General features: G+C 56.9%; 18 protein-coding genes, 1 tRNA gene and 1 pseudogene. 6 read left to right on the forward strand and 14 right to left on the reverse strand.

Annotated elements, in window-relative coordinates; all coding sequences use genetic code 11:
* Positions 1-158 precede the first annotated feature (158 nt).
* From BK659_RS05155 to BK659_RS05170, 4 genes and pseudogenes are all read left to right on the forward strand, one after another.
* The gene (locus tag BK659_RS05155; RefSeq protein ID WP_123424032.1) at positions 159-1,400 is read left to right on the forward strand and encodes a nucleoside deaminase; all 1,242 of its coding nucleotides are present in this window, start codon (positions 159-161) and stop codon (positions 1,398-1,400) included.
* A 269-nt stretch (positions 1,401-1,669) separates the two neighbouring features.
* Positions 1,670-1,745, forward strand: a tRNA-Thr gene (locus BK659_RS05160).
* An 83-nt stretch (positions 1,746-1,828) separates the two neighbouring features.
* A complete protein-coding gene (locus BK659_RS05165) occupies positions 1,829-2,110 on the forward strand; it encodes a hypothetical protein (protein WP_123424033.1) in 282 nt (93 codons plus the stop codon).
* Between the two features lie 118 nt (positions 2,111-2,228).
* Positions 2,229-2,664 (forward strand): annotated as a pseudogene (locus tag BK659_RS05170) (site-specific integrase); the annotation flags it as partial.
* On the opposite strand, the gene BK659_RS05175 reads toward BK659_RS05170, so the two are convergent.
* The 6 genes from BK659_RS05175 to BK659_RS05200 form a co-directional block, all read right to left on the reverse strand.
* Entirely contained in the window at positions 2,665-3,492 is an 828-nt protein-coding gene (locus BK659_RS05175; protein WP_123424034.1) for an NYN domain-containing protein, read from the reverse strand.
* 463 nt (positions 3,493-3,955) lie between these two features.
* Positions 3,956-4,279 carry a hypothetical protein gene (locus tag BK659_RS05180; RefSeq protein ID WP_259740208.1) on the reverse strand — a complete coding sequence of 108 codons (324 nt, stop codon included), beginning with the start codon at positions 4,277-4,279 and terminating at the stop codon, positions 3,956-3,958.
* Entirely contained in the window at positions 4,245-4,643 is a 399-nt protein-coding gene (locus tag BK659_RS05185) for a carboxymuconolactone decarboxylase family protein (RefSeq protein ID WP_123424036.1), read from the reverse strand. Before BK659_RS05185 ends, BK659_RS05180 begins: the two co-directional genes overlap by 35 nt.
* A 247-nt stretch (positions 4,644-4,890) precedes the next feature.
* The gene (locus tag BK659_RS05190; RefSeq protein WP_123424037.1) at positions 4,891-5,601 is read right to left on the reverse strand and encodes an SDR family NAD(P)-dependent oxidoreductase; all 711 of its coding nucleotides are present in this window, start codon (positions 5,599-5,601) and stop codon (positions 4,891-4,893) included.
* 41 nt (positions 5,602-5,642) lie between these two features.
* Positions 5,643-6,299: a DsbA family oxidoreductase gene (locus tag BK659_RS05195; RefSeq protein ID WP_123424038.1), complete on the reverse strand. Its 657-nt coding sequence runs from the start codon at positions 6,297-6,299 to the stop codon at positions 5,643-5,645.
* Complete coding sequence (locus BK659_RS05200) at positions 6,296-6,511, reverse strand: tautomerase family protein (protein WP_123424039.1); 216 nt, start codon at positions 6,509-6,511, stop codon at positions 6,296-6,298. The genes BK659_RS05195 and BK659_RS05200 overlap by 4 nt, the downstream gene beginning before the upstream one ends.
* 274 nt (positions 6,512-6,785) lie before the next feature.
* Here BK659_RS05200 and BK659_RS05205 point away from each other — a divergent pair, with 274 nt between their 5' ends.
* Positions 6,786-7,943 (forward strand): AAA family ATPase, encoded by a 1,158-nt coding sequence (locus BK659_RS05205; RefSeq protein WP_123424040.1) that lies wholly within the window; start codon positions 6,786-6,788, stop codon positions 7,941-7,943.
* 46 nt (positions 7,944-7,989) lie between these two features.
* On the opposite strand, the gene BK659_RS05210 is transcribed toward BK659_RS05205, so the two are convergent.
* Positions 7,990-8,190 (reverse strand): hypothetical protein, encoded by a 201-nt coding sequence (locus BK659_RS05210; RefSeq protein WP_123424041.1) that lies wholly within the window; start codon positions 8,188-8,190, stop codon positions 7,990-7,992.
* 494 nt (positions 8,191-8,684) lie between these two features.
* Between BK659_RS05210 and BK659_RS05220 the strand changes: the two genes are divergently transcribed.
* A complete protein-coding gene (locus BK659_RS05220) occupies positions 8,685-8,966 on the forward strand; it encodes a DUF3077 domain-containing protein (RefSeq protein ID WP_123424042.1) in 282 nt (93 codons plus the stop codon).
* A 100-nt stretch (positions 8,967-9,066) separates the two neighbouring features.
* Here BK659_RS05220 and BK659_RS05225 read toward each other — a convergent pair whose 3' ends face one another.
* The 7 genes from BK659_RS05225 to BK659_RS05255 all read right to left on the reverse strand — a co-directional run bounded on the left by BK659_RS05225 (position 9,067) and on the right by BK659_RS05255 (position 17,572).
* A complete protein-coding gene (locus tag BK659_RS05225; protein ID WP_123424043.1) occupies positions 9,067-10,353 on the reverse strand; it encodes an OprD family porin in 1,287 nt (428 codons plus the stop codon).
* Positions 10,354-10,589: 236 nt separating this feature from the next.
* On the reverse strand, positions 10,590-10,985 hold the full coding sequence (locus BK659_RS05230; RefSeq protein ID WP_123424044.1) for a nuclear transport factor 2 family protein: 396 nt from the start codon (positions 10,983-10,985) through the stop codon (positions 10,590-10,592).
* Positions 10,986-11,010: 25 nt separating this feature from the next.
* Positions 11,011-11,706 (reverse strand): DsbA family protein, encoded by a 696-nt coding sequence (locus BK659_RS05235; RefSeq protein ID WP_123424045.1) that lies wholly within the window; start codon positions 11,704-11,706, stop codon positions 11,011-11,013.
* Positions 11,707-11,917: 211 nt separating this feature from the next.
* A complete protein-coding gene (locus BK659_RS05240; RefSeq protein ID WP_123424046.1) occupies positions 11,918-12,118 on the reverse strand; it encodes a hypothetical protein in 201 nt (66 codons plus the stop codon).
* Positions 12,119-12,364: 246 nt separating this feature from the next.
* Positions 12,365-13,471 (reverse strand): agmatine deiminase, encoded by a 1,107-nt coding sequence (aguA, locus tag BK659_RS05245; RefSeq protein WP_123424047.1) that lies wholly within the window; start codon positions 13,469-13,471, stop codon positions 12,365-12,367.
* Positions 13,472-13,476: 5 nt separating this feature from the next.
* Positions 13,477-14,355: an N-carbamoylputrescine amidase gene (aguB, locus tag BK659_RS05250; protein WP_123424048.1), complete on the reverse strand. Its 879-nt coding sequence runs from the start codon at positions 14,353-14,355 to the stop codon at positions 13,477-13,479.
* A 304-nt stretch (positions 14,356-14,659) separates the two neighbouring features.
* Positions 14,660-17,572 carry an aminotransferase gene (locus BK659_RS05255; RefSeq protein WP_123424049.1) on the reverse strand — a complete coding sequence of 971 codons (2,913 nt, stop codon included), beginning with the start codon at positions 17,570-17,572 and terminating at the stop codon, positions 14,660-14,662.
* Between the last annotated feature and the right edge of the window lie 155 nt (positions 17,573-17,727).

Below are 17,727 nucleotides of genomic sequence, written 5' to 3' on the forward strand. Positions count from 1 at the left end.
AGAACTGCTCCACAAAATAAGCCGTAAACGCAGCGAAGCCACCTCCCGTTGTGCATAAGCATTAAGCCGAATGGTCATAACCAACCTCCGTAGCTTGAACTATGGTTGCCAGGCGTCAGAAATCTCTGGCACTCAGGACAGCAAGGAGCTGGTACACAATGACCACATTGAACAGTGCACAGGAAGCAGTCGATACCGTCGCCAACCAGGCCATTCTCGCGGCCATTCAAAAAACTTTCGCCGTCGGCGGGGCGATCATCAACAACGCCACCGGCGAAGTCATCGCAGCCCTTCATAACAACGTGTTAATGCCTTTTCCGGGGAAAGGCACCACCTACTTCCTACCTCACGACCCGACCGCCCATGGCGAGCGGCAATTGGTGGACTGGTACTACGAAAAAGCCGCATCGCTGAAGCTTCCGCCGCCCGACAAATTGACCATCGTGACCACACTGGACCCATGCGCCATGTGCGCCGGCGCTCTGCTCACGGCCGGATTCAACGTCGCCGTAAGCGCGATCGATGACTACGCGGGGGTCAACTACAACAGCCAGTTCACCTTCCCGTCGTTGCCACCGCAGATTCGTCAACAAGCGCAAAAAACCTGGGCCTATTACGCGGTCGCCGCTCCTGTCAGCCGTGCCTATCAAGGCTCGATGAGCCTGGTGTTTGGCGGCCAGACCATCGACTCGGCGGCGTACTACCTCACCAGCTCGATCTTCTCCGCCAGCGTCGACACTGTGCGCAAAGCAAGTAACAACAGCGGTCTTGAGCCTTCCAAGCTGAAAAACCCGGCCACGCTGCCGGCGAACAGTCCGGTACGCCAAGCGTTGACCAAGTTGAGTCCATTCGCCTTGACGGTCACTTCCAGCAACCCGCGTGACCCTGGTGCGGAACTGGCGCCGCCTCTGCTGAAAACCGCCCAGCAAGCCAATGTGTTCAATTCTGTGGCCTTGCTTGATCCCTTCGGCAACCTGCTGGTGTGCCTGGGTGGCGTGGAAAACCAGTCGCCGATTCGCACGGCATTCATGGAGACCACCCGCAGCTATGCAGTCATGCGCTGGACCCTGATGAACGACCCGGACCCGGCGGTACGCGCCCAGGCCGAGCAGTACCTGACGCACCCGAAATACGGCACCTTCGTGTTCCTCTACGCACCGGACCCACTCACACCCCAAGCGGTGATGACCTTCGGCGCGTACGGTTCGACCATGGAAGGCCCGGTGCCGCAAAGCTACCCGTCGAACCTGCAATACGTGCTGTTGCCAGGAAACACCACGGCCCAGGCGCTGTCGCAACTGGCCCAGAACCTGCCGCCGTTCTATACCCAGAGCGTGCAGGTGGCGCCCGCCCAAGTCCTGAGCCAGGCCTTGATCAGCGCTGTCAAAAACGGCGTGTAACCGACTGACGCCATCCACAAGACCAGCCCGCCGAACCATCGGCGGGCCTGCCGTGAAAACGTCACGATTGGAACCCTGTCATTCGTCAACAAAAGCCTCCCTGCGGGCGACACGTTTTACACCGAACGACAACCGTGGACTGATCAAGACCAGCCCTGAAGCGCTCAAGCGCACGCAAGGGCGAGAACCTTGCCAAAGGCATACTGAAAAATAGTCAGTAATCAGGGGTTTACAGAACCCTGCCAATCGCTATAATCGTCGCCCAACACGCCGGTATAGCTCAGTTGGTAGAGCAACTGACTTGTAATCAGTAGGTCCCGGGTTCGACTCCTGGTGCCGGCACCATACAAAACGAAGCCCTCGCAGCAATGCGAGGGCTTTGTTGTTTCTGCCAAACGTACAATTAGACGTACAAAAGGAAGAAAGTAATGGATTACCTTGTAGGTATGAAAGCCTGCATCAACGTCATTGGTCTTTGTCTGAATATGGGCGGCGTCATCATGCTGTTCTTCTGGTCTTTGCCTCAGCCATCTCCGGATGCGAACACTGGGCGCATTCTCGAAGACGGTACCAATATGGAAGATGGTAGAACTGCTGGGGAGCATCGAGCAGAGGCAGCCCGCAAGAAACTAAAGTCCAAAGTCATCGCCTATGCTGCCTTGACCCTTCTGCTTGCCGGGTTCGGCTGCCAGCTATTTGCCGCCGTTTAGATTGCCTGCAAGAACCAACTGCCGCCTCCGGTATCCGCCCCTACCCAATCCTCTGCTGGCACCCAGCCAGCAGCAACTACGCCGCCGGCGCCCACCCTATTCCGTTTTTTCTACATGGATTACCGACGAGAACGAACTGGTCAAGGGCGTACTAACCAACCGCCGCAAGGAAAGCCGGGACAACATCGTTCGTTGGACAGCGCGCCTTCGCGCAGCATGGGACGCGGCCAAAGCTGTCAGGTCGGAAACCTGAGCGAAAACGGGTTCCGGTTCCGATCCGCGCAGATCAACGTTTTCTGATCGTATCGTCCACCGGCAAACAGCTGTCGAAGTCCGGACTGGATACCGCGTTCCAACGCCTAATCGTCCAAGCCATCGAGAAGGGAGTGCTCACCGAAGAGCAGCGCTTTGGCATGCACGATTTCAAGCGGAAGGGGATCACCGACACCGTCGGCACCCGGGCGGACAAGCAACAAGCATCGGGTCACAAAGATGAATCGATGATGGATGTTTACGACTTGAGTGTGCCGACAGTTAACCCATCGGCAGATTGATCAATCAGGAACGCCAGGCTCGTCGGTATCATCTGGCGGATTGACGTATTCAGGCGCAGGTTCCGCTGCATCAGCAGGATCTGGCTGCCGCCACCACACTGGAACGTTTGCTACCGGCTCTCTGGTCACATTGCTAATCATCCTGACGATATCGTACGACCTGACACCGTCCACATGCTCGCTCAAACTCGCTGCGGTCGTGGCCCACATCGGGTCAAGGACAAAATCAATACCGTTCGTTCTCGCAAGCTTCGCAGCTGGCACAAAATCAGAGTCACCGGCGATCAGAACGATCACATCTGCCAGCTTATTCAAAGCCAAAGTGGTGATGTCCATGCCAAGCTTTATATCAACCGCCTTCTGATCAATGTCGTAGTGAAAATCGGCATTGGTGAGGTCCGCCCAATTTTTCTGGCCTTTCAGTAGGTCATCAAGCGAATGGTCATTGAGACGCCATCGGCCGCTTTTCGACAACTCGCCAAGCCGCAACGCAGTTTTTCGGCTTTTTTTGAGCCTATCGTGGAGTTCGCCCCTTACTTTATACGGCGGGTGTTCTTTGAAATTGATGTTGCCTGGGGTTCTGTGCCCTTCGGGGGTGATAGGGTAGCGAACCTGCTTGTCGTTGGGAGGACAGTCGTAGTAGTAAACGCGGTATAGCTCTCGCGGTAGCGTCCGACGCTCTTCGATGTGCGATTTCACGAGCACGTGGACGATAGTGCTGAGCTGTTCTGAGTTGAGAAGGAAGCCTGGTCGAAAGTATTTTCGGGCAAAAAATCGTACACGCTCGAAGAAAAATCCACCATCGACCAGTACGGCTGTCCTTTTCATATCCAATTCCTTCAGGCAAAAAAAAGTCCAGGACCGCCGGGCAGGTTCTAAACATTGCCTGCGAGCTGTACTGGACTGTTGATCAATTTTGATCAAGGCTGTCACTGGTGTCAACTCAATTGTCAGGTCAAAAGTTAATTCGAATGTCAGGTTGTCGGCTAGCCTGATGATCAATCAGGTACTCGGGCAAATTATCCACAGATCAAAGGTAGAGAGCGCTGGACAAAACACCAGTTTTTTCCGCGTACATTAACCCGGCAGGAATCCGCAAAATCAGGGCAAAAGCCACATAACAAGCGTACAAAATAAGCTCTAGACGTTATGACTTCACTGACTAAGGCGCCTGACTTGTAATCAGTAGGTCCCGGGGTCGACTCCTGGTGCCGGCACCATACAAAACGAAGCCCTCGCAGCAATGCGAGGGCTTTGTTGTTTCTGGGGTTTGGAAAACCCGCGCTCCCGCCTAGGGCCCTTTGCCGAGAAAAGGCGCGGTTTCCACCTCCAGCATCAGCAGCACCATTTCCGTCAACTCGGCGTCGGACTTCTGTCCCCCATAGAGGTCGTGGAGTGCTTTGGCGAAGGGAATACGCAGGTCCTGGTTTTCTTCGCGGGCGGTATCGCTGTATTGCATGAGTTCGCTGATGGCTCGCAGTACAGCCGCTTGCCACCGAGCGGTGGTCCTGGGACCATCGCCGGTGATTGCAATCAATTTATCCTTCGTCAGCTGGCGAAGGGCTTGTTCCCGCAACGGCTTAAGCGGCTTTGGGTTGCGAGTGATCTTTGACATACCGGATGATACTCAGCGTTTCCTGCCGGAACTGCTCGTAGTCGATCTGCTGGGCGTTAATAAAGGTGCTGCCCATCATGGTCAGCGATCCCATAAAGCTGGCTTCTGAAATTTCCTCGTCGCTCGCGCCAAACAAGCGCGCGGCTTCGGTATGGAACAGGGCGCAATACTTACAACGGGTCGCGCCAGACACTGCCAGACCTATTAACTCCTTGTACTTATTAGGAATCTTGGTATCCGCCAGCCAGAAGTCCCGGGCCACGGCCCAGAATCCGCTCGCTCCACCTTCCGGCATCTGCTTAATCCACTCCGGTACCTGACCCAGGGTCTGTTCAATTTCCCGATAGGTATCACGAATGGCCATTTGGCACCTCCTTACCTCTCTGGAGACATCTGCTTCAGAGGTACAACTTAGTTTAGTTCGCTGGCAGCCATGCCAGAGCCGGCAGCAGGACGACGCCAGCAATGAATTCTTAAATATCGTAGAAACAACAGGATGGATTTAGACTTTTTTGGCGCAATGACGAACCACTCAGTCCCTGGAGTTATCAAACTTGACCCTCGCAAAAGTGCGAGGGCTTGGTTGTTTCCGAGGTGTGGAAAAGCAGGTCTTAGTGACCGGCGCTCTGACCGCCATCGACGTGCAGGATCTCGCCGGTGACGAATCCGGCCGAGTCCAGATACACAACGGCCTGGGCGATGTCGCTGATCTCCCCCATGTGCCCGACCGGGTGCAAATTGCCCAGCGCTTCATGGGTTTCTTCGCCGTGCATCGGCGTTTTGATGATGCCGGGGCTGACCGCGTTCACACGGATGCCACGCTTGGCATATTCGATGGCCAGGGATTTGGTCGCCGCGTTCAGGCCCCCTTTGGTCAACGACGCCAGTACCGAAGGCACGCCGTCGATCGCGTGGTCCGTCAGGCTGGTGGTGATGCTGACGACGTGGCCGCTGCCTTGTTTTTCCATCTCGGCGATGGCGAGTTGGGTGATGTAGAAGAAACCATTCAGGTTCACCGACAGCACAGCGGCGTAGTCCTCGTGGGTATAGGCGATGAACGGCTTGGCGACGAAGATCCCGGCGTTGTTGACCAGCGTGTCGATACGGCCAAAACGTGCGATCGCTTCACGAATCACGCGCTCGGCGATCGCCGGGTCGCCGATGTCACCCGCCACGGTGAGGATGTCCGGGTCGGTGGACGGTTTGATCGAACGCGAGGTGGCAACCACCCGGTAATCGAGATCACGGAAAGCCTTGACCATACCCGCGCCAAGACCTTGGGATGCGCCAGTAATAACGATGACTTTTTTCGAATTGCTCATGATGAACCTCTACAAAATAGTGGGGTTTGAAACGTGATCAATCAGGCTTCGGCGGGTGCCCGCGCCATTTGCCTCAGCATGTCTTCGTAGTACTCGACCGATTGCGAACCGGACACCAGGTGACGGCCGTTGAGGACCATGGCCGGTACCGAATTGATGCCGTGCTCGCGGTAAAACGCTTCGAGCTCACGGACCTCCTTGGCAAACGCTCCAGACGCCAACACCTCACGCGCACGCGCGGTATCCAACCCCGCTTCAGCGGCCAGACGTACCAGCGTTTCCCGATCGCTCGGGTTCTGGCCTTCACTGAAAAAAGCGCGCAGCAAGCCTTTCTTCAGTTCGATCTGCCGCCCTTCCTGTAACGCCCAGAACAACAGACGATGCGCATCAAAGGTGTTGTAGAAGTGGCTGCGTTTTTCCAGATCGAACCGCAACCCGATGGCCTGACCACGGTCCATCAGCATCTCTTTACCGGCGGCGACTTCCTCGGCGCTGCGTCCGTATTTACGCATCATGTGCTGGACCGCGTTCTCACCTTCGGCCGGCATGTCCGGGTTCAACTCGAAGGGCTTGAAAGTCAGCTCGACCGAAACTTCACCGGCCAGATTCTCGATGGCCTGCTCCAGTGCCGTCGCGCCCAAAGCGCACCACGGGCACACCACATCAGAGACGAAATCAATGGTGACGGACTGAGTCATGACTGCCCCTGCGCCAGTTGTTTTCGGTATTGGGTGGTGGTGATCCCGGCATAGCCCCAGTTATCGGTGTCGACTTCTTCGATCACGATGTGGGTCAGGTCCGGGCGTTTGTTGAGAACCCGCTCCAGGGTTTCAGTGATTTCGGCGATCACCTGAGCTTTCTGCTCTGAGGTAACGCCATCGCGGGTGATGCGTACGCTGACGAAAGGCATGACAACTCTCCAGTGACCTGCCCTTCGGGATGATGGGTAGGTGGTGGAGATGAATGTATGGCGTTACTTGGGAGGGATAAAGATGGGTGCGAGAACTTCATTAGTGACGCTGTGTAATGAGTAAGGGCAAGACATTGATATGCCTAAACCAGCTCTCCCTCCTGAAAAATCTTGGAGGAACGCTGATTTCTGAGCCCTCAGACCAGGTCCCAGTCTTTATGCTAAATTATGGCTGGCCAATAATTATGGCATATCCATAAAAAGAGGTAATTGCATGAGCAGCATTTTCCAGCGCCCTGAACTGGCTGAAGAGATGGCGAACCAGCTCCTCAATCCGGGTGTTCTCGATGAAGGTCTGCGCTCAGGTCTGTTTCTGTCCGGCCTGCGCAGGACAGGTAAAACGACATTCTTGAGAAACGACCTCATCCCTGCCCTGGAAGAAGCCGGTGCTCTGGTCATTTACGTCGACCTATGGAGCGATACGCTGGCCAATCCTGCGACGCTTTTGCACAACGCTATCCGTAAACGCCTGGAGGAGCTCCAGACGCCAGGCTCCACGCTGCTCGAAATACTCAAGCGCGTTAGCGGTGCTGATATAGGCGCAGCAGGATTCAAGTTCAGTTTCAAACTCGACAGCATTGGCAACGCAGGTGGACCGACACTGGCGCAGGCTTTGACGGAAGTCGTGGATCAAGCAAAAACCAATTTGGTGCTGATCATCGACGAAGTACAACACGCCATTTCCTCCGACGACGGTAATCAACTGCTCCTGGCACTCAAAGCAGCTCGTGACGCGATCAACCCTCGCCCGAATACGCCGGGTTACTTCCTGTTCATCGGAACGGGATCGCACAGGGCACAAGTCAGCGAACTGACGGCAAAGCGAAATCAGGCATTTTCCGGGGCCACATCGACGGCGTATCCGGTGCTGAAAGGTGATTACGTTGAATACCTGCTCAACCGGCTCGTCATGACAGTGAAAAAGGAGAAATTACCGTCCCTCGACGTCGCGGTCGAAGCGTTCAACATTTTGGGAAATCGACCTGAGGAAATGCTCAAGGCGCTGCGACAGCTCATGCAGCAAGATGGGGATCCCGACCTTTTCCTGCCGGTTATTGCCAGTACGTTGCGCTCGGCGGCGGCGAGTATTGAGCTTGAGAAAGTTGAGCTGTTGGGCAGCCTGGCCCAAGCAATTTTCAACAAAATTGCATCCACGCAGGGCGATGCACGGGGCATTTTCTCCACCGATGCTGCGGCTGAGTATTCGAAGACAGTGGGTCGAGAGGTGCGTGTTGAGGAGATTCAGCCCGTTGTGATTGCGCTGGTTGCGGAGAACATCATCATGCGGCGCGGGCATGGGATCTATGCGATCACGGATCAGTTTGTTCAGGAGATCTGGCTGGAAGAACGGGCGTTGATTGAGGCTAGTTAGAGACCTAGCAGGGGGTATTGATAAGAAACGTGGTCTGTCCCCAGATTTACTCTCCACTCGTTGACGCGTCGCTGTTATTTGATTGCTGCGACGCGTTTTTATGATGTGCCGTGGATGACGACACGTTCGCGTCGAAGTCAATATCTGCTAACGGTGTCACCTCTGCCATACGAAGGGCGCGCTCGATATTCATTTCACGCACAGAATCCAGCAGATCCATCTGAAACTGATTCAGCTCATCACCCATTTCCTATGTCTCCTTCATCCGCTCTGACAAAGCGCCGACCGGCTTTTTCGAAATTATGAAAATTATAGCCGGCCAACAATTATTGCCCATTCATAAAAACCACTAAAACTCCCCAGCTACGGCCAGCACTTCGCCACGCTTGCAGACTATCAGCCCGCACGCTAGGCTCCCGTCATCGCTGCAAATTCAGCGAACGGGTTTGGCGACCCGATTTACAATAGGCGCACAGGCGCCACCATTACGATTGCTGGCGTTTTTTTTCGCTCGTACTTTCTGTTATGGCGGCTGTGCGCGGGAGACCTTCGGGTCTGCCGGGTTCCTATTGTCCCGGTTCGCCAACCTGCGTACAGCTGCCACCCATAATCGTTTGGCGACGGTTCGTGGCAGTTCCTCAACAATAGGAGCTAGACCATGTACAAGATCAGTCCGTCCAAATTCTGCGCCAGGCGACCTTCAAGGTCCCATTTTGCCTCCCCTCGTCGCGGAGGTGCCCAATGACTAACCCCCAAGACCTGAAAACCATCGGCCTCACGCCCTTCTCCATCCATTCCGACCAAGCTCTATTTCGCGTCAGCAGTGGCGTCCCGATCCTCGAAGCCCTGTCCCACGTTTCCGACTTGCTCCACCTTTCCAAACTGTTGGCCGAAGATGCGGCGATGGAGCGCGGTAAAGACCGCTATGCCTGGGCGTCGCACTATTTGCAGGAGATGAGTAAGGCGGTGATCGATGACGTGGTGAAGGTGCTTGGCGCGCCGGGTAACAACCGCAGCCAGTAACGTCGTGACCTGAATCTGATCCGCATGCAAGAAAAAGCCCCAAATCAGTCGGGGCTTTCTCATTTCGGCCTTACATCAGGCCTGAATCACACAACCATCATCAGAAGATATTGATCGGGTAATCCACAAACACACGTACTTCGTTGCCGCTGACGTTGTAGTCGCTGGATTTCTGCGACACGCGCAGGACCGAACTGCGTACTTTTACGCTCAGGTCTTTGGCCGGGCCACTTTGGACCACGTACTTGAACTGGTTGAAGATTTCGCGCTCGGTACCGCCGGTGCTGGTGGCGGTGGTGATGTTGTCGCCACGCACATAAGCCACGTTGTAGGTCAGGCCTGGAACGCCGAAGGCGCCGAAATCGAGGCCGTAGCCCAGCTGCCAGCTGCGTTCGTCTTCGGCGTTGAAGTCGGACCAGTAGGAGTTGGCGAGGTAGATGGTGTTGCCACCGTCACCGACACGACCCTGTTCTTTCTGATAGCCGCCGTACGGGTAGCCGAGGTTGCTGTCACCGGTGCTGCGCTGGTGCGCAAGGGTGAACGAGTGCGGGCCAGTGACATAGGTCGCTGCCAGGCTCCAGATTTTGTTGTCCTGGCCTTCGGTGTCATGTTCCAGAGCGTAAGACTTGTCCAGCTTGGTCTGGTAGCCGTTGAAGTCCAGGGTCAGGGACTGATCGGTGGTCAGCGGGAACACGTAGTTCAGGTTCACGTACTGTTTCTTCAGAACGTCTTCAACGTTGGACGCGTAGAACGCACCTTTGAACTGTTCGGTGAACTGGTAGCTACCGCCCAAGACGTTGATCGACTTCAGGCCACCGCTGTCACGACCTTCGGCGCTCTTGCGCGATTCGGCGGTGAAACGGCCAGCGTTCAGCTCCAGGCCTTTGATCTCCTTGGAGGTGATCAAGGTGCCGGTGTAGCTTTCAGGTAGCAGACGGGCGTTGTCGTAGTTCAGTACCGGCAGTGCCGGCATCTGGTCACCGTAGGTCAGCACGGTGTTGGACAGACGGAATTTTACCGCCGCGCCAGCCTTGGACAGGTCATCGGCGGCTTCGCCGCTGTCGCCTTGCTTGAAGAAGTCGATACCACCGGCGCCGCTACGGCCCTTGCCGCCATCGAGACGCAGGGCGTACAGACCGAAGGCATCAACGCCGACACCCACGGTGCCTTGGGTGAAACCCGAGGAGAAGGTGCCGATGGCAGCCTGGCCCCACTCGGCCTTGTCTGGGTTACCGTCCTTGTAATCGCGATTGATGTAGGCGTTGCGCAACAGCACTTTCAGGCTGCTGTCTTCAACAAAACCTTTGGACTCAGCTTGGTCATTTGCCATGGCTTGAGTCGCGCTAAAAATCCCCAGAGCGATCAGACCGATCCGCTTGTTCAACATGTTATTTTCCTTATTACGGGTTGATACGCGCTGTGACCGGTGGCTGAAATGGCTGCTATGGCGCTCTTTTTTCATTCCAAAACAAAAGGCCCGCCCACGCAAAAGCGAGGCAGGCCCTTATTATTTTTTGGAGTCGTGGCGGTTGGCCACAGGCGTGGGCGGGAATCCTAGCCGCGCCCCTAAGCATGTGTCAATTTCGTGAATCGTCTGTGATTAGGCGAAAATCGTCTAAGAACTTACTGATCAGCGATCGCCAATTGCACGGTGTGGCTGTCTACAAACTGCTCGAAATGGGTGACTTTTCCATTCGCCAGAGTCCACAAATGCGCGACTCGAGCGTTCATCGGACGGCCCGTGGCCTTGTAGATTCCACTGTAGTTTCCGTAGGCAAACACCTTGTCATCCTGCGCGACATAGCTCTCGACCTTGAACTGAAAATTTTCCCATTCAGTGCCCAGACGCTTGAAGACATTCTCGACGATGGCGTCGAAGCCAACGTAGGTTCCAGCGTAGGGAAACCCCGCGGCTTCGGTCCACTGTGCATCGGCAGTCAACGCCGCAGCAGTGTTGCGTGCGTTTTCCTGGGAGTTGGCACCTTCGTAGGTGCTTTTGATCAAGCTCAGGTTATCCATGGGTCGCTCCGCGTAAGGTATGAAATCAGTGAGCACAACCGTCCAGGCCACAAGCCTGAACCGGGGAAGCGGAATCGCTCGGCTGAGTGACGACCGATTGGCTCAACCAGGCAGCAAAAGCTTCAGGCTTACCGAGCCATGGGCCGATGTCGACCAGGGTAAATTGACCGTCCTGTTCCAGCGCCAGTGTCGGAAAACCCTGGCCACCGACCTCTGCCAACAATGCGCGGCTTTGCTTGATGTGATCTTGGGTTTCGTTCGCCAGTGCGTCCTTGAACTCGCGCTTGAAGGACTCTGCTTCCAGGCCAATCGACACGGCGAGTTCCAGCAACACCGCTTCATCGGCAATCCGCCGACCTTCCGCGTAGTGCGCGCTCTGCAAACGCCCCAGCAGTTCCAACCCACGTCCGGCGAGTTGCTCAGCAGCCAGCACGGCAGCAATCGGTGGTGCCGAATCGAACACCGCAGTGTGATCACGCAGCAAGCCTTCGAAATACGCCTCACCAAACGACTGCCCGGTGTACTCGGCGATGCGTCGGTCGTGAGGCATCACGTAATCGCGCAGTTGAGGCGAAACCGTCTGTCGGTTAGCACCGGTCATCATGCCGCCGCCGTGGGCGACCACCGGCAAAACGGCCTGTGCCGCTTGCACCAAAGGCTTGGCACCGTAGCACCAGCCGCACAGTGGATCGTAGATGTAATGAAGGATCGTGGTAGACATGGAAAGCTCCAGCAAAGTCGTAGGAATTCGATGCCGGCAGACTATTCCTCTGTCGATGAACGAAAAACGCCGGATTGACTTTTAGTCTGTTTCGCAGATCGGTCGAATGGTCTGTTTGGGCCACAGCAGGCTGGACCAAACCTGAACCCGCTTTTTTAAGGGCAAAAAAAAGCGCTGCCATCCGGGCAGCGCTTTACCAATCCTTTGCTTTCTATCCTTCAATCACAGCCCACAAGGCTTCAAGCTCTGCCTCACTGAACAAACCAGCGGGATAACGCTCGATCATCATCCTGCGCGGGTCAGGTTCTCTGACCTGTCGCGTTCCGTTGGATTTCAACCATTGCGCCAGCACCTGAAGCGATTCGCCATTCATTGCCAAGGGATGCGATGTCCGCTCGCTGACCATATTCATTTCCGGCGCTCTCTCCTGGTTTGTGAGCGGCTAACTTATCCAAGGTTTATGACAGAACAACGCAGTTCTACATTCCCGAGAATTACTCTCAGACAGATACAAGAGCTATGCCAATGTGCCAGCCAGACCGACGCGCGGACATAAAAAAACCCGCAGTCCATAAGGGCTGCGGGTTAGATAGGGGTCACTCGATTAAACCGGGTATAGCTCCCATCAATCCAGTGCCGCCGGTTGTTACAACTTCACTCAACCTTTGTGCGGTGCTGGCTGCTGTTGGGTAAGGCAATGGATATTACCGCCGCCCAGTAACAGTTCACGCCCCGGCACCATTACCACTTCGTGCTGCGGGAACAGGTTTTGAAGGATTTCCTTGGCTTGCGCGTCCAGCGGATCGTCAAAACTCGGCGCAATGATGCCGCCGTTGACGATCAGGAAGTTCACGTAGGAACCGGCCAGGCGCACTGAAGGGTTACGTTCCTGAGTGCCGTCTACCGGGTCGACACCTGCGCATTCTTCCTCGGTCGCGTAAAGCGGCCCCGGAATCGGCATTTTGTGCACCGTAAATGGGCGGCCCTTGGCGTCATTGCTGCTTTGCAGCACCTTCATCGCGGCCTGGCAACGCGGGTAGTTCGGATCCTGCGGATCATCGGTCCAGGCCAACAGCACTTCACCGGGACGCACGTAGCAGCAGAAGTTATCCACATGACCGTCGGTCTCGTCGTTGAACAGACCGTCCGGCAGCCAGATGATTTTATCCACAGCCAGCTGTGCGCTGAGCACCGCTTCGATGTCGGCACGGTTCATGTGCGGATTGCGATTGCGGTTCAACAGGCACTCTTCGGTAGTGATCAGCGTGCCCTCGCCATCGACGTGAATCGAACCGCCTTCGAGCACAAAGCCCTCGGTGCGGTAACGCGGGCTGCGCTCGATCTCAAGGATCTTTCCAGCCACTTGCGAATCACGATTCCACGGCGAATACAGACCGCCATCGAAGCCGCCCCAGGCGTTGAAGTCCCAGTCGACACCACGGACTTCGCCGCTGTTGTTGATGACAAATGTCGGGCCGGTATCACGGACCCAGGCGTCGTCGCTGGACATCTCGACGAGGCGAATATTCGGCACGTCCAGACGCGCTCGGGCGTTTTCGTACTGGGCCGCCGATACGGCAACAGTCACCGGTTCAAAACGCGCGATGGCTTTGGCCACCGCAACGTGAGCGGCCTGCGCTGGCTTGCCACCCAGGCGCCAGTTGTCCGGGCGCTCCGGCCAGACCATCCAGGTCTGGGTCTGGGTCGCCCACTCGGCGGGCATGTAAAAACCGTCAGCGCGAGGCGTGCTGTGCAAAGTAGTCATAGCGATCAGGACTCCAGGGAACCGTCGAGGGTTTTGATTGCGCCGTACAGGTTCGGGCGACGGTCACGGAACGAACCCCAGGCACTGCGGACGCGCTCCAGTTCGTCGAGGTCGAAGCTCTGAACCAGTACGCCTTCTTCGGTTTCGTTGAGTTCCTGAACCTTTTCGCCAAACTGGTTGGCGATGAACGACGAGCCGTAGAAGGTGATGTCGTAGCCGTCCTGTTCTTCATTGCCGATGCGGTTGCTGGCGATCAGCGGCATCAGGTTGGCGCCGGCATGGCCTTGCTGAACGCGCTGCCAGTGATCGCGGGACGAAATGGTCTTGTCGTGCGGTTCGCTGCCGATCGCGGTTGGGTAGAACAGGATTTCCGCGCCTTGCAACGCCATGCTGCGGGCGCACTCCGGGAACCACTGATCCCAGCAGATGCCCACGCCGATTTTCGCGTAACGGGTATTCCAGACTTTGAAGCCGGTATCGCCCGGGTTGAAGTAGTACTTTTCATGGTAGCCAGGACCGTCCGGGATGTGGCTTTTACGATAAATCCCGAGGTTGCTGCCATCGGCATCGATGATTGCGATGCTGTTGAAACGTGCGCGACCTGCCAGTTCGAAGAAGCTGATCGGCAGTACGACTTGCAGTTCCTTGGCGACTTTCTGGAAATGCTTGATGGCCACGTTTTCGGAGGCGGTGGTGGCCAGCTGCAGGTAGTCCGGGTTCGGCTTCTGGCAGAAGTACGGGGTCTCGAACAATTCCTGAATCAGGATGATCTGTGCGCCTTTGGCTGCAGCCTCACGGACCAGCTTTTCTGCGGTCTCGATGTTGGCTTCAAGGTCCCAGGAACAGGCCATCTGGGTAGCGGCGACAGTAACGATACGGCTCATGAATCATCTCCCGGGCGGGTTCAGAGGGTCGATTGTGGCATCGGCCGATGACAGAAATGGGAACGGACAGGCGCGGTGATCTGCGCCGTGGCGTTAGGCGACTTTATAACCGATAAAAATCGGCTTTTAAAGCTATAAAACATCAACCCATCGAAAATACTTCAGTTAAACCCGATATCAATCGAATTTAAACGCAATCCCTGTGGGAGCGAGCTTGCTCGCGATGGCGGTCTGACGGTCAACATTAATGTTGGATGTACCAGCCTCATCGCGAGCAAGCTCGCTCCCACAAGGGGGGATGTGTTTAGAGCCCTTCGTCCAGCACCCTCGACAGGGTATCGACAAAGAAATCCACGCTTTGTCGCGAGGTCACCATCGGCGGTTTGATCTTGAGGATGTTCAGGTAATCGCCGGTCGGCTGCATGAAAATCCCCAACTCGCGCAGGCGGTCGCACAGTGCGGTGGTTTCTTCCGTGGCCGGTTCCAGGGTCTCGCGGTTGCGAATCAGCTCAACGCCCAGATAAAAGCCGGAGCCATGCACCGCGCCCACCAATGGATGGCAGTCGATCAACGCCTCAAGCCGCTCCTTGAAATACCCGCCAACGACCTGGGCGTTTTCCCAAAGTTTCTCTTCCTTCATCACATCCAGCACCGCCATGCCAATGCGGCAACTGACCGGGCTGCCACCAGCCGACGAGAAGAAATAACCTTCGGCCTCCAGCGCTTCGGCGATTTCGCGACGGGTAATGACCGCACCCAATGGCTGGCCGTTGCCCATGCCCTTGGCCATGGTGATGATGTCCGGCACCACGCCTTGCTCTTCGAAGCCCCAGAAGAACTTGCCCATGCGGCCATAACCCACCTGCACTTCGTCGGCGATGCACACGCCACCCTGGGCGCGAACCAGCGCATACACCTGTTTCAGGTAACCCGGAGGCAGTGAGATCCCACCCGCGTTGCCGTACACCGGCTCGCAGATGAAACCCGCCAATTGCCGCTTCTGCTCGGCAATCTTCGCCAGGTTGTGTTCGACGCTGCGCACATAATCCGGTGCGCTGTCGAGGCCGCGGAACTCGCCACGATAAGTGTTCGGCGCGGTCACCGGATGCACCCAGTCCGGACGACTGCTGAGGGCCTTGGGGTTATCTGCAATTGAAGTCGACACCGCGTCGGCCGCCACCGACCAACCGTGATACGCCTCAAGCACGCTAAGCATGTCGCGACCACCGCTGTAGGCCCACGCCAGGCGAATCGCCAGGTCATTGGCCTCGGTGCCGCTATTGACCAGAAACACCCGATCCATCGAGTCCGGCGCCAGCGCCAGCAAGCGCTCGGAGAACTCGGCGATTGCCGCATAGTGGAAACGCGAGTTGGTGTTGAGCAACGACCACTGACGGCTGGCCTCGGCCGCCATGCGTGGATGACCGTGACCGAGCACCGCAACGTTGTTGAGCATGTCCAGGTAGGAACGCCCCTGCATGTCGATCAGGTAATTGCGCCAGCCACGCTCGATGCGCGGCGGATCGACGTAATAGTGTTTTTGCGAGCGGGCAAAACTCGCATCGCGGCGTGCCAGCAAGGTGTGTGAATCGAGTTCAGCTTCAGCATCGCAAGCCAGCCCCAACAACGCAGCCGGCGATGGGCACAACGCCTGCCAGGCAGATGCGCGCGATGGTGTGCAAAACAGTGGAGGATTCAGTTCCGCGCCACGGCTGAGTTGGACCCGCAACGCTCCACTGACTTCACCCAGCACCTGCCCTTTGAGCACGGCCGCACCTGCGTGTAGCGAGGGATGGACACCCCACAGGCGCACACTCAACTGTGCACTGTCCAGTTGCAAGCGGCCGTCAGCGGCCAGGTGCACGACGCCGGCAAACGGTGCCTCGACCGTAGTGCCCTGTGGCACCCGCAAGTCGACGTGCAGCGGACAAGTGTCCGGCTCGACGGCACTGTCCGGACGCGTCCGCGATAAACGGTATTGCCCATAACGACTGGCTGCCAAACCATGAGCTGCCGCCGCTTCGACCAACAGGCGTTGGTCGATACCTTCGTGCTCCCAGTTGCCCGCTTCGAAATGCGGACTCAGGACACCGAGGTCGATCAAGGCAAACTCGCGGCCCACCAGGCTCGGCAGCAATGGCGCAAAACCCTGGCTCACAATCGCCGGCAGCGACTGGCCGACCGCCACCAGAATGGCCGCCTCCATCAACTCAAACGGTATCGAGGTCGCGACGCGGAAAATCTCCCACTCGTGGTTCAGATTGTCGCGGCTGTACTGATTCTGCGGATCGATGCTGACCTGTTGCTCACCGCTGAGCACCAGCACCGCCGCACGCGCGACGATCATCGGCCACAGCGCCTGCAACTCTTCGTGCTTCAGCGGATTGACCGCGTGGTAAGCCTGCACCGCCGGCAGAATGCACAGCGGATCGCCATCGGCATGGTGCAGCAGCGCGGCGCAGGTCACCGACAGATCGGTAATGCGCCAGGTACGAATCAGATCGCCGAAATCGATAACGCCCTGCAACTGCCAGTGACGCTGCTGATCCCGTTGCCAGACCACGTTGTCATCGGTGATGTCCATGTGGATGGCTTGCACCGGCAACTTCGCCACCAGTGGCTGCAAACGCCGTTCGGCCTGTTGCGCGGCCTCGGCGATCAACGCTCGCTGCCGCTCGTCGCTGATCACTGGCAACAGGTGGTTGATCAACGCACTGGCGTGCCGGGCGTCCCACTGCAAGGTACGCTCAAGCCCCGGATGCTCGAACCCGGCCAGCGCCAGGTCCATTTCGCCACAGAGCTGGCCGAGGCCGACGACCAGTTCATGGCCAAGGTGTTTGAGGTGAGTCAGCGATTGACCTTCGATGTAGTCGAGCAAGCGCACATGCAGTGATTGACCGGCAAGTTCCAGGGTCAGCAGGTCTTCACCATTTTTCGCCGGGATCACCCGGGGCACCTGCAGCCCAGGCTGTGTGCCCAAATGCTTGAGCGCTGCGTGCTGGGCCTGCAACTCCAGGGCGGCGTAGTCACCACGGCAGATTTTGAGGACGAAACGGCCCTGGTCGCTGTCGAGCCGGTAGTTGAGATCCTGCTGGCTGCCCAACGACTGCAGCGTCCCGCTCAGGCCGTAGTGCTCGCGCAACAGCTCCAGCGCTTGCTGCGCGGAGACTCGCGGGCTGGGCAAACTGGCGCGGTGAATCAACGTGGCGAGCAACATACAACGACCCCTGGAATTTTTATAAGGCGTCTATATCGCCACTGCTGACTGCGATACGCAACCCCCTTATACCGGTCAGTGATCGGTAAGGGTGGGGGCTTTCAAGCCACGCCATACAGCGGCGAACTTTCCCACGCTGTGTTACGAATCCGATC

The organism is Pseudomonas brassicacearum (assembly GCF_003732225.1).
Taxonomy (GTDB): domain Bacteria; phylum Pseudomonadota; class Gammaproteobacteria; order Pseudomonadales; family Pseudomonadaceae; genus Aquipseudomonas; species Aquipseudomonas brassicacearum_E.

What these genes read in the sequence shown, in the direction of transcription:
- BK659_RS05155 (WP_123424032.1), top strand. Translation starts at nt 159, where the DNA reads ATGACCACATTGAACAGTGCACAGGAAGCAGTCGATACCGTCGCCAAC.
- BK659_RS05165 (WP_123424033.1), top strand. Translation starts at nt 1,829, where the DNA reads ATGGATTACCTTGTAGGTATGAAAGCCTGCATCAACGTCATTGGTCTT.
- BK659_RS05175 (WP_123424034.1), bottom strand. Translation starts at nt 3,492, where the DNA reads ATGAAAAGGACAGCCGTACTGGTCGATGGTGGATTTTTCTTCGAGCGT.
- BK659_RS05180 (WP_259740208.1), bottom strand. Translation starts at nt 4,279, where the DNA reads ATGTCAAAGATCACTCGCAACCCAAAGCCGCTTAAGCCGTTGCGGGAA.
- BK659_RS05185 (WP_123424036.1), bottom strand. Translation starts at nt 4,643, where the DNA reads ATGGCCATTCGTGATACCTATCGGGAAATTGAACAGACCCTGGGTCAG.
- BK659_RS05190 (WP_123424037.1), bottom strand. Translation starts at nt 5,601, where the DNA reads ATGAGCAATTCGAAAAAAGTCATCGTTATTACTGGCGCATCCCAAGGT.
- BK659_RS05195 (WP_123424038.1), bottom strand. Translation starts at nt 6,299, where the DNA reads ATGACTCAGTCCGTCACCATTGATTTCGTCTCTGATGTGGTGTGCCCG.
- BK659_RS05200 (WP_123424039.1), bottom strand. Translation starts at nt 6,511, where the DNA reads ATGCCTTTCGTCAGCGTACGCATCACCCGCGATGGCGTTACCTCAGAG.
- BK659_RS05205 (WP_123424040.1), top strand. Translation starts at nt 6,786, where the DNA reads ATGAGCAGCATTTTCCAGCGCCCTGAACTGGCTGAAGAGATGGCGAAC.
- BK659_RS05210 (WP_123424041.1), bottom strand. Translation starts at nt 8,190, where the DNA reads ATGGGTGATGAGCTGAATCAGTTTCAGATGGATCTGCTGGATTCTGTG.
- BK659_RS05220 (WP_123424042.1), top strand. Translation starts at nt 8,685, where the DNA reads ATGACTAACCCCCAAGACCTGAAAACCATCGGCCTCACGCCCTTCTCC.
- BK659_RS05225 (WP_123424043.1), bottom strand. Translation starts at nt 10,353, where the DNA reads ATGTTGAACAAGCGGATCGGTCTGATCGCTCTGGGGATTTTTAGCGCG.
- BK659_RS05230 (WP_123424044.1), bottom strand. Translation starts at nt 10,985, where the DNA reads ATGGATAACCTGAGCTTGATCAAAAGCACCTACGAAGGTGCCAACTCC.
- BK659_RS05235 (WP_123424045.1), bottom strand. Translation starts at nt 11,706, where the DNA reads ATGTCTACCACGATCCTTCATTACATCTACGATCCACTGTGCGGCTGG.
- BK659_RS05240 (WP_123424046.1), bottom strand. Translation starts at nt 12,118, where the DNA reads ATGAATATGGTCAGCGAGCGGACATCGCATCCCTTGGCAATGAATGGC.
- aguA (WP_123424047.1), bottom strand. Translation starts at nt 13,471, where the DNA reads ATGACTACTTTGCACAGCACGCCTCGCGCTGACGGTTTTTACATGCCC.
- aguB (WP_123424048.1), bottom strand. Translation starts at nt 14,355, where the DNA reads ATGAGCCGTATCGTTACTGTCGCCGCTACCCAGATGGCCTGTTCCTGG.
- BK659_RS05255 (WP_123424049.1), bottom strand. Translation starts at nt 17,572, where the DNA reads ATGTTGCTCGCCACGTTGATTCACCGCGCCAGTTTGCCCAGCCCGCGA.